Origin of the sequence: Pseudonocardia xishanensis (assembly GCF_039541715.1) — a bacterium.
Lineage (GTDB): Bacteria > Actinomycetota > Actinomycetes > Mycobacteriales > Pseudonocardiaceae > Pseudonocardia > Pseudonocardia xishanensis.
In genome coordinates, this window is sequence record NZ_BAABGT010000049.1 from 36,674 (window position 1) to 49,395 (window position 12,722).

The 12,722-nt window shown below is 74.0% G+C and carries 16 protein-coding genes; 8 read left to right on the forward strand and 8 right to left on the reverse strand.

Features of this window, described 5'->3' with window-relative positions; genetic code table 11:
• Nucleotides 1-51 precede the first annotated feature (51 nt).
• Nucleotides 52-639: a TetR/AcrR family transcriptional regulator gene (locus tag ABD993_RS18800; RefSeq protein WP_345419837.1), complete on the reverse strand. Its 588-nt coding sequence runs from the start codon at nt 637-639 to the stop codon at nt 52-54.
• A gap of 46 nt (nt 640-685) precedes the next feature.
• On the opposite strand from ABD993_RS18800, the gene ABD993_RS18805 reads away from it, so the two are divergent.
• Entirely contained in the window at nt 686-1,717 is a 1,032-nt protein-coding gene (locus ABD993_RS18805; RefSeq protein ID WP_345419840.1) for a glycoside hydrolase family 113 protein, read from the forward strand.
• A gap of 68 nt (nt 1,718-1,785) precedes the next feature.
• Here ABD993_RS18805 and ABD993_RS18810 read toward each other — a convergent pair whose 3' ends face one another.
• Nucleotides 1,786-2,673 carry a pyridoxamine 5'-phosphate oxidase family protein gene (locus ABD993_RS18810; protein WP_345419843.1) on the reverse strand — a complete coding sequence of 296 codons (888 nt, stop codon included), beginning with the start codon at nt 2,671-2,673 and terminating at the stop codon, nt 1,786-1,788.
• Nucleotides 2,674-2,788: 115 nt separating this feature from the next.
• Here ABD993_RS18810 and ABD993_RS18815 point away from each other — a divergent pair, with 115 nt between their 5' ends.
• From ABD993_RS18815 to ABD993_RS18825, 3 genes are all read left to right on the forward strand, one after another.
• Nucleotides 2,789-3,475, forward strand: a complete 687-nt coding sequence (locus ABD993_RS18815) for a CGNR zinc finger domain-containing protein (RefSeq protein ID WP_345419846.1) — start codon at nt 2,789-2,791, stop codon at nt 3,473-3,475.
• Nucleotides 3,476-3,563: 88 nt separating this feature from the next.
• Complete coding sequence (locus tag ABD993_RS18820; RefSeq protein WP_345419849.1) at nt 3,564-4,379, forward strand: mycofactocin-coupled SDR family oxidoreductase; 816 nt, start codon at nt 3,564-3,566, stop codon at nt 4,377-4,379.
• Between the two features lie 208 nt (nt 4,380-4,587).
• Nucleotides 4,588-4,839, forward strand: coding sequence for a hypothetical protein (locus ABD993_RS18825; protein ID WP_345419852.1), 252 nt, complete (start codon nt 4,588-4,590; stop codon nt 4,837-4,839).
• A gap of 64 nt (nt 4,840-4,903) precedes the next feature.
• Here ABD993_RS18825 and ABD993_RS18830 read toward each other — a convergent pair whose 3' ends face one another.
• The 4 genes from ABD993_RS18830 to ABD993_RS18845 form a co-directional block, all read right to left on the reverse strand.
• Nucleotides 4,904-5,473, reverse strand: coding sequence for a helix-turn-helix domain-containing protein (locus tag ABD993_RS18830; protein ID WP_345419855.1), 570 nt, complete (start codon nt 5,471-5,473; stop codon nt 4,904-4,906).
• Nucleotides 5,470-7,062 carry a CocE/NonD family hydrolase gene (locus ABD993_RS18835; protein ID WP_345419858.1) on the reverse strand — a complete coding sequence of 531 codons (1,593 nt, stop codon included), beginning with the start codon at nt 7,060-7,062 and terminating at the stop codon, nt 5,470-5,472. The genes ABD993_RS18830 and ABD993_RS18835 overlap by 4 nt, the downstream gene beginning before the upstream one ends.
• Nucleotides 7,063-7,099: 37 nt before the next feature.
• Nucleotides 7,100-8,254: a globin domain-containing protein gene (locus ABD993_RS18840; protein ID WP_345419861.1), complete on the reverse strand. Its 1,155-nt coding sequence runs from the start codon at nt 8,252-8,254 to the stop codon at nt 7,100-7,102.
• A gap of 100 nt (nt 8,255-8,354) precedes the next feature.
• A complete protein-coding gene (locus ABD993_RS18845; RefSeq protein ID WP_345419864.1) occupies nt 8,355-8,963 on the reverse strand; it encodes a carboxymuconolactone decarboxylase family protein in 609 nt (202 codons plus the stop codon).
• Between the two features lie 93 nt (nt 8,964-9,056).
• On the opposite strand from ABD993_RS18845, the gene ABD993_RS18850 reads away from it, so the two are divergent.
• Nucleotides 9,057-9,647, forward strand: a complete 591-nt coding sequence (locus ABD993_RS18850) for an acid phosphatase (RefSeq protein ID WP_345419867.1) — start codon at nt 9,057-9,059, stop codon at nt 9,645-9,647.
• Nucleotides 9,644-10,114: a GNAT family N-acetyltransferase gene (locus ABD993_RS18855; protein WP_345419870.1), complete on the forward strand. Its 471-nt coding sequence runs from the start codon at nt 9,644-9,646 to the stop codon at nt 10,112-10,114. Before ABD993_RS18850 ends, ABD993_RS18855 begins: the two co-directional genes overlap by 4 nt.
• On the opposite strand, the gene ABD993_RS18860 is transcribed toward ABD993_RS18855, so the two are convergent.
• Complete coding sequence (locus ABD993_RS18860) at nt 10,100-10,489, reverse strand: hypothetical protein (protein WP_345419873.1); 390 nt, start codon at nt 10,487-10,489, stop codon at nt 10,100-10,102. The two genes, ABD993_RS18855 and ABD993_RS18860, sit on opposite strands and share 15 nt — an antisense overlap.
• 35 nt (nt 10,490-10,524) lie before the next feature.
• Here ABD993_RS18860 and ABD993_RS18865 point away from each other — a divergent pair, with 35 nt between their 5' ends.
• Together ABD993_RS18865 and ABD993_RS18870 are read left to right on the forward strand one after the other, a co-directional pair.
• Nucleotides 10,525-11,475: a diacylglycerol/lipid kinase family protein gene (locus tag ABD993_RS18865; RefSeq protein ID WP_345419876.1), complete on the forward strand. Its 951-nt coding sequence runs from the start codon at nt 10,525-10,527 to the stop codon at nt 11,473-11,475.
• 456 nt (nt 11,476-11,931) lie between these two features.
• Entirely contained in the window at nt 11,932-12,183 is a 252-nt protein-coding gene (locus tag ABD993_RS18870; RefSeq protein ID WP_345419879.1) for a WhiB family transcriptional regulator, read from the forward strand.
• Nucleotides 12,184-12,351: 168 nt separating this feature from the next.
• On the opposite strand, the gene ABD993_RS18875 is transcribed toward ABD993_RS18870, so the two are convergent.
• The coding region (locus tag ABD993_RS18875) for an ATP-binding protein (RefSeq protein ID WP_345419882.1) at nt 12,352-12,722 on the reverse strand (371 nt) is incomplete at its 5' end.

Sequence of the window (12,722 nt, forward strand, 5' to 3'; positions counted from 1 at the left end):
GCCGACGCGGCGCCGACCTCCGGGTCGGCGCCGCGTCGCGTCTCCGGGGTTCTACGCCCCGCGTCCGCGGACCAGCGGCAGCAGGATCTCGTCGACGATCTCGACGAGGACGACGTCGGGCACCGAGGGGACACCGCGGAGGGCGTACTCGCCGCGCAGCAGGGTCATCGGCAGCGCCGCGACGCGCGGGTGGACCGCCTCCGGGGACGCTTCGCCGCGCGCCACCGCCCGGCTCAGCAGGGTGAACCAGGCGGCGTTCATCGCGCTGCCGCCCGCCTGCTCGCGCAGCAGGTCCAGCAGGGCGGGCTCGTCCACCGCCGCCGCCAGCAGGTCGCGCAGGATCGCCCCGCGCGGGGAGGACCAGGTCGCGTTGGCCCGACGCAGCAGCTCGAGGGCGTCCTCGCGGAGGCTGCCGGTGTCCACCACCGGCGTGCGGGAGTCGGCGAGGTGGGCGTACGCGGCGACACCGAGCGCCGCCCGCTGGGGCCAGCGGCGGTAGATCGCGTTCTTGTTCGTGCCCGCCCGCCCGGCCACCTTGTCCATGGTCATGCCGGCGTACCCCGACGCCGACAGCTCCTCGGCGGCCGCGCGCAGGATCGCCTGCTCCAGCTCCGCACCGCGCCGCCGTTTCCCGGACACGGTACGCAGCGTACCCTCAACACAGGCGGAGATCCGAGGAGGGGCCATGCGCGCCTGGGGCGTCACGTACGACACCGGTTTCACCAACGCCGGGACCACGACGCACGAGCCGTTCGACGCGGACGTCGTCGCCGAGGACATGCGGATCATCCGCCGCGAGCTGCGCGCGGACGCCGTCCGGATCACCGGTGGCGTCGCCGAACGCCTCGAGATCGCCGCCCGGCACGCCGCCGCGGCAGGCCTCGAGGTCTGGTACTGCCCGTTCACCAACGACCTCACCCCCGATCAGCTGGTGGAGTTCCTGCTCGACGCGGCCGACCGCGCCGAGCGGATCCGTCGGGGCGGAGCGGACGTCCGCTTCCTCACCGGCTCGGAGATCAGCATCATGACGCTCGGCCTCCTCCCCGGCGCCACGCTGACCGAGCGGGCGGCCGCGTTCACGGACCCCGTGCGCCTGCGCGAGCTCCTCCCGGAGGTCCAGCGGAGGACGAACGAGCTCCTCGCCCGCGCGGTCGCGGGCGCCCGAGAGCGGTTCGGTGGGCCGATAGGGTACGCGTCGCTCCCTCTGGAGGCGGTCGACTGGACCCCGTTCGACGTCGTCGCGACGGACGCAGGCTACCGGGACGCCACCAACGCCGACGCCCTCCCCGCGAGCCTCGCCGCGCTGACGTCGCTCGGCAAGCCGGTCGCCGTCGCCGAGTTCGGTTGCGCCCCCTTCACCGGAGCCGCCGACCGCGGCAGCCGCAGCGACATCATCGGGTACGACGACCGCACCGGGCTGGCGGTGCGGCTCACCGAGACCGTCGAGCGGAACGAGGCCGAGCAGGCCTCCTACCTGCGCGACCTGCTCGAGGTGTACGACGCGGGCGGGGTCGACACCGCGTTCGTCTACACCTTCGCCTGCCGCCACCTGCCGACGTCGGACGATCCCGACCGGGACTTCGACCGCGGGAGCTTCGGGATCGTGAAGGTCCTCCCGGCAGGCCGGACCGGCACCGCCTACCCGGGGATGCCGTGGGAGCCGAAGGCCGCCTTCACCGCACTGGCCGAGTACGGCCGAGCCCGAGCCAGCGCCTGACCAACGCTGCGGTGATCATCAGACCTCGGGAAGGATCATCCCCGCTGCCGGCCACCGTCTCGGGAGTCTCAGCGCGACGCCTCGGACAGCCTGAGCGGCATCGCCGGGCCCGCGACGACGGACTCGACGGTGAACGCCACCGCCCGGTCCGTGCCGCTCTCGTCCTCCGCTCCGCCCCAGACGACCTCGGCCGTACCGGAGAGGTGCAGCGTGTCGCCCGTGGCGAAGTCGACGAACAGGAGTGCGGCGGCGGAGTCGACGGCCAGGTTGCCCAGGCTGTTGAACATGGCGTTCCCCGGGAAGTCCGGCCAGGTCAGGGTCCGCGCGTCCAGCACCCGGACGAAGCCCGCCGGGCCACCGCGATGCGACGCGTCCGCGCTGCGCTCGGCATGGGACGTGCCCAGCAGGAACGTGTCCGCGCGCCGGACGAGGTCGACGTCCGCCTCCGTCAACGCCGTCGCGGTCCGGACCGACGGGGAGACCGTCGCGGCGTCGCTCCGCGCGAGGGCGCGGGAGCGGATGTGCTGCGGGCAGTTGCCGTAGGCCTGGTCGACCTGCACCGTCATGTCGCCGTCCATGCCGCCGTCCATGTCGCCGCCGCCGACCGCGACGAGGGTGCCGTTGACCCGGAGCCGCCGACGACGGGCGAGCTCCAGCACGATGAGGCCGACCGGCTGCCCGGCCGCCAGGCCCTGCAGCGGACCACGGGGGGCGGCATGGATCTGCAGCTCAGCGGCCCCGGCGACCTCGAGGAACCCGGGCTCCCCGGTCAGCGGTGTGATCCACAGCCGACCCTCCCGATCCCGCGCGGTCATCGCCGCGAACGTGCGGTCGACCAGGAAGTGGGCGATGCCGCCGCGCAGGTCGGGGGCCTCGAGCATCCCGGACAGCCGATCGGCGGCCTGCCGCACACCCGCTCGGGCCTGCACGGCCAGCTCTCCGGCGTGGAACACCACGACGCCTCCCGACTAATGGATTTCTTCGTCTCAGACATTAGGTTGGCACAGCAGCTCGGTCCCGTCAAACGGCAAGAAGCACCCACAACCGTTAGGACCGGGTACGCTCGACACCGTGACCACGCCCGCGCCGCTCCTCGGCGAACCGCTCGCCGTCGAGCTGATGAACACGGTCTGGGCCGACCGCGGCGACGTGCACGACGAGCTCGCCACGACCAGGCGCGCCGAGACCTGGCTGGCCGCGGTCCGCGACCGCTTCGCCCCGCAGCCGGCGGATGTCACCGCGTGGCTCGCCGAGCCGACCCTCGACCCGGACGATCTCGGCCGGCTCCGCGAGCTCCGCGACGCCCTCCGCCACCTCGCCGCCGAGGCCACCGACGACCCCCGACCCGCGGCCGCACCACCGGCAGACCCTCGACCCACCGCCGACGCCGAGCCGGACCCGCCCGCCACCGCGAGGCCGGGCCGCGCGGACTCCGCCCTCGACCGCGCCCGAGCGCTCCGCATCCTCGGCCACTCCTGCGCCGCCGCCAGACCCTGGTCGTCCCTGGTCTGGGCGGAGGGTGAGCATCCTCGGCGCGAGCGACACGGCGACGCCCCGCCCGCCCCGACCGTCGTCGCGGCACTCGCCGAGCAGGGCGTGGAGCTGTTCGCAGGCGACCAGGAGCTGCGCGCCTGTCCGGGGCCGGGGTGCGTGCTGTACTTCGTCAAGCGGCACCCGCGCCGGGAGTGGTGCTCCGCGGGCTGCGGCAACCGGGCCCGCGTCGCCCGGCACTACCGGCGGCACAGGGCGCAGGCCTGAGCCCGCCTCGGACGCCGAAGCCGTCCATCGACCGCGTGGACTCCAGCGGGTCGCCGTCGACGACGGTGTCCGGCCCAGAATGAGCGCCATGACACTGACCGGCAGGGTCGCCCTGATCACCGGTGGCGCGCGGGGGCAGGGGCGGGCGCACGCGGTCGCGTTGGCCCGGGCGGGCGCGGACATCGTCGTGAGCGACATCGCGGGGCCCGTCGACGGGCTCGAGTATCCGCACGCCACCCCGGGCGACCTCGAGGAGACGGTCCGCACGGTCGAGGCGCTGGACCGGCGGTGCGTGGCCGTGCAGGCGGACGTGCGGGACCTCGCGGCCATGGAGGGCGTGGTCGACACGGCGCGGGAGCACTTCGGGCGGCTGGACGTCGTCGTGGCCAACGCGGGCATCGCCACCGGCGCACCCCTGACCACGATGTCCGCCGAGATGTGGCGGACGATGATCGACGTCAACCTGACGGGAGTGTTCCACACCTTCCGCGCCGCGCTGCCGCCGATGATCGCGGCCGGCTCCGGGCGGCTCGTGGCCACCTCCTCGATCGTCGCGGCGACGGGCGCGCGCAACTCCGCGCACTACGCCGCGGCCAAGGCGGGGGTGGTCGCGCTGGTCAAGTCGGTCGCGTACGAGGTCGCCGAGCACGGGATCACGGTCAACGCCGTGCTGCCTGCAGGCGTCAGCACCACGATGATCCACAACCCGGCGATCTACCGGATGATCCGGCCGGACCTCGCGGACCCCGGCCGCGCGGACGTCGAGGAGGTCTTCGCACAGGGCAGGCCGCGGCCGGGACTGCTCGAACCGAAGGACGTCGCGAACGCCGTGCTCTACCTGGTGTCCGATACCGGGAGGCTCAAGACGGGCGAGTCGATGATCCTCTCGAACGGGCTCGACTGATCGGACATTCGACCGGATGGCCCGCCGTCCGGGACTCCGGTTGACGCAGCGGCCGGCGCGGGGCGTGCCCGGCGGGTGATCTCCGCGTGCCTCACCGAGCGCAGGCACGTCGACTCTGTCGGACTTGGCCGGACCTCGGTCGGTAGGCGTGCCTCCGTCTGCAGGCACGCCTCGCGTCCCCTCCCGAGAGCCCGACAGGAGCCCACCCATGACCACGACCACCTCCCGCGACGCCGACCTGCGCGCGATCGTCGACGGCACCGCCGCCGCGGTCGCGGACGACCCGGACCAGGCCCTCGCGGTCTTCACCGCCCACGGCGTCGTCACCTACCGGTTCCGGGCGGCCAAGCTCGGCATCCCGCTCGAGGACGTGAGCGTCGAGACCGAGGGCGCCCTGTATTCGGGTTCGACGACGCCGTCCGGCCCGGGTTCGGCGAGGTCCGGCTCGTCGTGTCGCTGAGCGGTCCCGCGTCCGCCGAGGACTACACGCGGCTCACGGAGACCGTGGACGAGCACTGCCCCGTCTAACCTGTCGCGCGCGCCTTCAGATGGGCGCGTTCGCCCTGCTTGCCGAACAGCACCAGCAGCTCGACGGGGCGGGGGTCGGCGGCGCCGAACCAGTGCGGCACCCGGGTGTCGAACTCCGCCGCCTCGCCGGGGGCGAGCTCCAGGTCGCGGTCGCCGAGGACCAGCCGGAGCCTGCCCTCCAGCACGTAGAGCCACTCGTAGCCCTCGTGCACCTGCGGCTCCGGCTCGCCCGCCGGGGGCACGATCATCTTGAACGCCTGGACCCCGCCGGGGCGCCGGGACAGCGGGACGTACGTACGCCCGCCGCGGTGCACGGGCTTGAACCGGACCCGCGGGTCCCCGGTCTCCGGGGCGCCGACGAGCTCGTCCAGCGCCACGCCGTAGGCCCGGGCCAGCGGCAGCAGCAGCTCCAGGGTCGGCTTGCGGCCACCGCCCTCGAGCCGGGACAGCGTGCTCTCCGAGATCCCGGTCTCCCCGCTGACCTGCGCCAAGGTGGCACCTCGGGCGGCGCGCAGGGCGCGCAGCCGGGGCCCGACGGCGTCGAGCACCGCGTCCAGGTCGGTCACAGCACCGGCAACGTCACCGACGACGGGTACTCGGCCGAGTGCAGCACCTCCGTGGTGCACCTCAGTCCGGTGGTCGCGGTCCCCAGCGGGTCCGCCGTGCCGGTGTTGCGCGCGAACCGGGGGAACGCCCCGCCCGCGACCTGTACCCGGATCCGGTGGCCTGCCCGGAACCGGTACGCCGTGGGGAACAGCTCGATCTCGACGGCGTACACCCCGTCCGCGTCGACCGTCACGTCCTTCGCGGGCACGGTCCGCGGGTCCAGCCTGCGGATCCCGTCGACGACGTTGCGGGACACACCGCGCTCGCCGACGTCGCAGACCCGCACGTAGACGTCCGCGTGCTCCAGCGACGGACGGACGTGCACCGTCGCCGACACCGGCCCGACCACGTCCAGGTCCGTCGCCAGCGCCGGCCCGGTGAAGACCAGCACGTCCGGCCGGGTCTCGACCGGCCGCTGGTCCGCCTGCTCCGCGGGCTTCTGCAGCAGCGGGCCGCCGATCGCGGGCGTGGGGTCCGCGGGATCGAACACGAACGTCGACGAGGGGGTCCCGGCCAGCTCGCCGAGGTCCAGCACGTGCGGGGTCGCAGGCGGCGGCCACTCCTCGAACTCCAGCCACTGCTCGGCCTGCTGCAGGAACAGCCGCACCCGCGCACCGTCCGGCGCGGGTCCGCCCCGCAGGTGGTGGTCCAGGAACGGGATGTCGGTGCGCAGGATCTCGCGCAGCTCGTCGACCGCGCCGTGCAGCCACGGCCCGACGACGATCCGCGCGTCCACCCCGGACTCGCGCAGCGCCCGGAAGTCCCGCATCTGGGCCGCGACGAACAGGTCCCACCAGCCGGTGACCATCGACGTCGGCGGGACGGCGCGGCTGCGCTCGGCGTAGGTCGCCTCCCAGAACGGGTCGTCCGGTGCGCCGTGGCCGGTGAAGTCCCGCCAGAAACCGACGGGCCCGCCCGCGACGTCCAGGTCCAGTGCTTCGAGCGGCATCCGCTTCAGCGCCGCCGCCTTGCGCCGGTTCCGGACGGGGTGCGGCAGCAGCGGGATGTCCGTCTCCTGGTTCCCGATGCTCGCCGACCAGCTCAGCGCGTTGAGCAGGGTCGGGGCGCCACCCGGGTAGAACGTGTCCGTCATCCGTGAGGCGGTGATGTGCAGCCCCGCCGCGACGACGTCCGTGTGGCCGGCGATCACCCACTGCGTGTGGCCCAGGTAGCTGCCCCCGGTGGTGCCGATCCGGCCGTCGCACCAGGGCTGCTCGCGCACCCAGGCCACCGTGGCCAGGCCGTCCGTGCGCTCGTGTCGGAAGGGCCGGAACTGTCCGCCCGAGCCGAAGCTGCCGCGGGTGGACTGCAGCAGCACCTGGAAGCCCTGCCGGGCGAGCGGGCTCGCGAACAGTGGGTGCCCCATGGCCCGCCGCGAGTAGGGCAGCCGGATCAGCACCACCGGCAGCGGCCCCGTCTCCCCCTCCGGCCGGTAGAGGTCGCCGACGAGGGAGACCCCGTCGGGCATCGGGGTGCGGACCGTGGTGCGGGTGTACCGGACCCGGCCCGGCTCGAGGCCGAGGGCTCGGTCGGTGAGCGCGGAGATCACGGACCCGACCGTAGTCGCATCCGCAGGCTCCCGGCGGTCAGTCGGTGACGAAGGGGTCGTAGTGGATCTGCTCCGGCGCCGCCCCCGCCACGCGGAGCGCACGCACCGTGCTGGTGAGCATCGCCGGGGAGCCGGAGACCAGGATCTCGCAGTCCGCCCAGGCCCCGAAGCCGGTGACCGCCTCGGCCAGGGTGCCGACGAGCGGGCCCGGCACCGCGGGCGCCTCCTCCACCACGGGCACCACGTCCAGCCAGGGGTTGCGGTAGCTCATCCGGCGCAGCCCGTCCAGCGCGTGCAGCGAGTCCCAGTCCCGGGCGCCGTAGAACACGACGGCCCGCTCGCGCCGCCCGCCCTCGCGCTCGATCTGCTCGAGAATCGCCTGCAGCGGGCTGATCCCGGTGCCGCCGCCGATCAGCAGCAGCTCCCGGCCGGGGACGACGGCGCGGTCCAGCGCCCCCATCGGCGGCCCGATCCGCCAGCGGTCACCGGCGCGGGCGGAGGCCACGATCCCGCGGCTCACGCTGCCGTAGCCGACCGCGCGGACGTGGAACTCCAGCTCGCCGCCCCGCTCCGGCGCGCGGGCCGGGGACAGCGACCGCCACAGCCGCGGGTGCTGCGGGGTCTCGACGGCCACGTACTGCCCGGCCCGGTGGACCAGCGGCTCGTCCGTCCGCACCCGCACGACGGCGAGGTCCCGGTCGACCCGCTCGTGTGCCACCACCGTGGCACCCCACCAGGCGGGCCCGGCGTCGCTGCGTGCCCCGGCCTGCATCGCGCCCGCGAGGAACCCGTAGGTGTGCTCCCAGGCCTCGGCGAGCTCGGCCGTCCAGGCCTCCCCCGCGGTCTCGGCGAGCGCGGCCACCAGTGCCCGCCCGACGACGGCGTAGTGCTCCTCGCGGACGTCGAACTTGCGGTGGTCCCGGCCGAGCTGCGCGAGGAAGCCGATCAGCGACTCCGGCTCGTCCAGATGGCTCACCACGTGCACGAGCGCCCGGCCGAACCGCGAGTGCTGCGTAGTCATCGACAGCGGGAAGAGCGACCGCAGGCCCGGGGCGTAGCCGAACAGGGTGCGGTAGAAGCGCGGGACGAAGACGTCCGGGTCGATCCCCAGGTCGGCGACGCTGCGCCGGGCGAGATCGAGCCGGGCGGCGAGGTCGGCGGTCTCCTCGGGGCGCACGCTCCCGGTCGTCATCGCGGTGAACGAGGGGCGGCCACGAGACGGAAGGGTAGCGGCCCGGTGGGGGCCCGCCCACAGAGGTTCATCAGACCGGGGTACGGCGGGTGGCGGCCCGTCAGACGGCGGTGGCGCGCAGCGCCGCGTTGCGCCGTTTGACGGCGGCGTCCTTGTTGACCGGGTTCTGCGCCTCGTCCGGCTCGTGGCACCCCGCGGCGACCGCGATCCGGTTCATCGTGCCGAACATCCGGACCAGGTGCGCGAGCCTGTGCTCGGCGGCGTCGACCGGCGCCTGCTCGCCGCGCACCAGCGCGAGCGCGGTGTCCGCCCAGACCGCCTCGGCGTGCATCCCCGCGGAGCGCAGCACCTCCTGGATCCGGGCGCCCAGCTCCCGCGGCGGGAGCCCGAGCCAGGACTCCAGGGCCCGCGCGTCCAGCGGGAACAGCCGGTCCCGGTCCCGCAGGTAGAGCAGCTCCAGGGCGTAGCCGTGGCCGTAGGCGCAGTAGAGGCAGCCGTTGTGCAGGGAGATCACGGTGCCCGCGAGGTGCACCCGCTGGCCGCCGAGGACGCGCATCGAGACCAGGTAGCGGGGCATGTTGGCGGCGAACCACCGGAGCGCGCCGCCCGCCCCGAGCGCGGCGACGATGTGCGGGATCATCCGCGGGGAGAAGCCCCACATGGCGCGACATCCGGCCTGGAGGAGGGCGATCACGACGCGATCGAGCACGAGTCACTCCCCCCGCTCACCGATGGTGATCGGATCGTACCGCGCTGTACTGACGGCGGGCCAGGGCCGACCGGCCCCACTAGGGTCCGAGACGTGGGACGAGTCTTCCTCCTCCGGCACGGCGAGACCGAATGGTCCGCCACCGGAAAGCACACCGGCCGCACCGACATCCCGCTGACCGAGCGGGGTCGGGAGCTGGCCGCCGCCGCCGCGCCGACCCTGGCGGCGCTGCGCCGCGGGTCGCCCCCGCCGGCGCGCGTGCTGTCGAGCCCGCGGCGGCGCGCCCAGGACACCGCGACGCTGGCGGGCCTGCAGGTCGACGCGATCGACGACCGGCTGCACGAGTGGGACTACGGCGACTACGAGGGCCTCACCACCCCGCAGATCCGCGAGACCGTGCCGGACTGGACGGTGTGGACCCGGCCGTGCCCGCACGGCGAGGGCGCGGCCCAGGTCGGCGCGCGGGCGGACGCGGTGCTCGCGGACGTCCGCGCCGTGCTGCCGGACGGGGACGTCGTGCTCGTGGGGCACGGCCACTTCTCCCGCGTGCTGATCGCGCGCTGGATGGGGCTGCCCGCCGAGGGCGGGGTGCACGTCGCGATGGACCCGGCCGCCTGGGCGGTGCTCGGGGACGAGCGCGGGGTGCCGCGGCTGGACGCCGTCAACCTGGTGGTGCCGTCGTGACGGTCAGGCGCGTCCGGCCCGGGGACGTCCCCGCCGTCGTCGGGCTGGTGCGGGAGCTGGCGGAGTACGAGAAGGCGCTGGATCAGTGCGGGCTCCGCGAGGAGCAGCTGCACACCGCGCTCTTCCGGGACGGCCCCGCGCTGTTCGGACACGTGGCGGAGGTCGACGGCGTGGTCGTCGGCTGCGCGCTGTGGTTGCTGAACTTCTCCACCTGGGAGGGCGTGCACGGGATCTACCTCGAGGACCTCTACGTCCAGCCCGCGCACCGCGGCTCGGGGCTGGGCCGCGCCCTGCTCGCCGCGCTCGCCCAGGAGTGCGTGGCGCGGGGGTACGCCCGGCTGGAGTGGTCCGTCCTCGACTGGAACGAGCCCTCGATCGGCTTCTACCGCGCGCTCGGCGCGGTCGGGATGGACGAGTGGACCACCTTCCGGCTCACCGGGGCCCCCCTGCGCTCACTCGGAGCGTGACTCCTCGTCGGCGCCGAGGACCCAGCGCCGCGAGGGCTCGCTGATCAGCAGCAGGAACGTGCCGACCACGAAGAACAGGGCGACGAACCCGACGACGAGGTCCCCGGTGCTCAACGAGTTGTAGATCATCGGGATGAGCAGCAGCTGCGTGACGATCGCCGGCGTCCGGGCGCCGTGGCGGCCGCGGTAGAGCAGCACCGCCACCGCCGCGAGCGCCGCGCCGATGAGGGCGAAGTAGGAGGCCTCGACCAGCCGGGTGCCGATCCCGCGGCCGGTGAAGAACACGTAGAGCACCGCGGTGACCACACCCAGCAGCGCCTCGACGCCCACCAGCACGGCGGCGGCGCGGACCTGGACGGGAGGGGTGGACGTCACGGCGCCCAGGATAGGCGCCGGGCTACGCTCGGGTCGTGCGCGCGCTGCTCGTCGTCAACCCCCGGGCGACGTCGACGACCCCGGCGGGGCGGGACGTGCTGACCCACGCCCTCGCCAGCGAGCTCAAGCTGGACGTGCTGGAGACCCGCTACCGCGGCCACGCGGCCGAGGCCACGGCCGCGGCCTGCGCGGCGGGCATCGAGCTCGTGATCACCCTCGGCGGGGACGGGACCGTCAACGAGGTCGTCAACGGGATGCTGGTCGACCGCGAGGCCACCGGCCCGCTGCGGCCGGACGGCAGCGACCCCGAGCGACCCGCGCTGGCCGTGGTGCCCGGCGGCTCGGCGAACGTCTTCGCCCGCGCCCTGGGCATGCCCCGGGACCCGGTGGAGGCCACCGGAGCGATCCTGGCGGCGCTGGAGCGGCGCAGCAGCAGGCTCGTCGGGCTCGGGCGGGCGGACGACCGCTGGTTCACCTTCAACGCCGGGATGGGGTGGGACGCCGCGGTGGTCGCCGCCGTCGAGCGGCAGCGGGCCTCCGGGCGGGAGGCCAGCCCGCTGCGCTACGCGGGCACGGCGGTCGGCGAGTACCTGCGCCAGCGCCGGAACCCGGCGTCGATGACCATCGAGATCCCCGGCGCGGCGCCGCTGGAGGACATCCGGCTCGCCTTCGTGAGCAACACCGACCCCTGGACCTACCTGTCCGGCAAGGCGGTGCGCACCAACCCGGGCGCCACGTTCGGCGCGGGGCTGGCCCTGTTCGGGCTGCGCCACCTGGGCCTGGCCACGGTCTCGCGGACCCTGCGGCACATCCTCTCGCCGGACGGGGACCCGCACGGGCGGAACATCGTGCGCCAGGACGCCGTTCCCTCCATCCGGATCCGCTCGGCGGAACCACTGGCCCTGCAGCTCGACGGGGACCACCTCGGGGCGCGGACGGACGTCGAGTTCGTGTCCGTCCCGGGGGCGTTACGCGTCGTGGTCTGACCGGACACTCACAGTCGTCGTGCGGAAGGCGCCCCTCGTCGCATCCCGGGCGGCACTCTCACTCGGCCGAGTGACACGTGCCGGCCATTCACCGATGCTCGCTGACCGTCGGGCAGCCAGGGGCTCGCATCCTGCGAAGTCGTGATCCAAGGTAGGTCCTACGAGATCGAGGGACACCGGCGGGGCCTGAAAACCCCGCATGGTCCGCCGAGGACGGGGTAACCCCCGGAACCGACGGGCAGGGACATTCGTCGCTCTTCGTGAGGATGTATCGATGCGGTAACCGAAAGTGTCGAGCGTCGTTGCGGAGTGTGGGTGAGGCTCCTCACCCGGCTGGACCTTGTCCCTTGAAGAGCGACGGCGCTCGTGAAATCATTCACAAGCGCGGAACCACCGTGTTACACAGCCGTGCGATCGGCGCGAACCCCGATCGCCATCACGAGGAGTAGGACCATCATGGATTGGCGTCACCGCGCTATCTGCCGCGACGAGGACCCGGAGCTGTTCTTCCCGGTGGGGACCTCCGGTCCGGCCCTCCTGCAGATCGCCGAGGCGAAGACCGTCTGCCGTCGTTGTCCCGTCGTCACCGAGTGCCTCGCGTGGGCCCTCGAGAGTGGCCAGGACGCCGGCGTCTGGGGCGGGATGAGTGAGGACGAGCGCCGCGCCCTGAAGCGCCGCAACTCCCGCACCCGCGCCCGCACCGCCTGAGATCCACTAGCAGCAACCCCCGAAGAGCGGGCCCGAAGCCGAACGCCATCGGCGACGGGCCCGCTCTTCTGTGGTTCCGGGGATGTCACCGCATCGCCCGGATCCTGTGACCGAGGACCACGGCACCGGCGCGACCACGGCACCGGGATCGACGGTCACGCCCCAAGGCTATCGCGCCGCCATCGGGACCGTGATAAGGGCCTCGGTTCCGCCGCCCGGGCGGGGTCGCAGGACGATCGTGGACTCCAGCTCCGTGAGGAGCGTGCGCACGATCTGCAGGCCCAGCCCCTTGGCCCTGTCCACGTCGAAGCCCTCCGGCATCCCGCGGCCGTCGTCCGCCACGGTGACCTCCAACGCCGAGGCGCTGCGGGTCGCCCGCACCACGACCTCCCCCGCCTGGCCCGGGTCGTAGCCGTGGGCCAGCGCGTTGTGGGCCAGCTCGGTGAGCACCAGGACCAGCGGGATCGCCATCGCGGAGTTCAGGGTGCCGAGCGAGCCGTCGCGGCGGACCTTCGCCCGGACCTCGGCCGTGGCGCCGT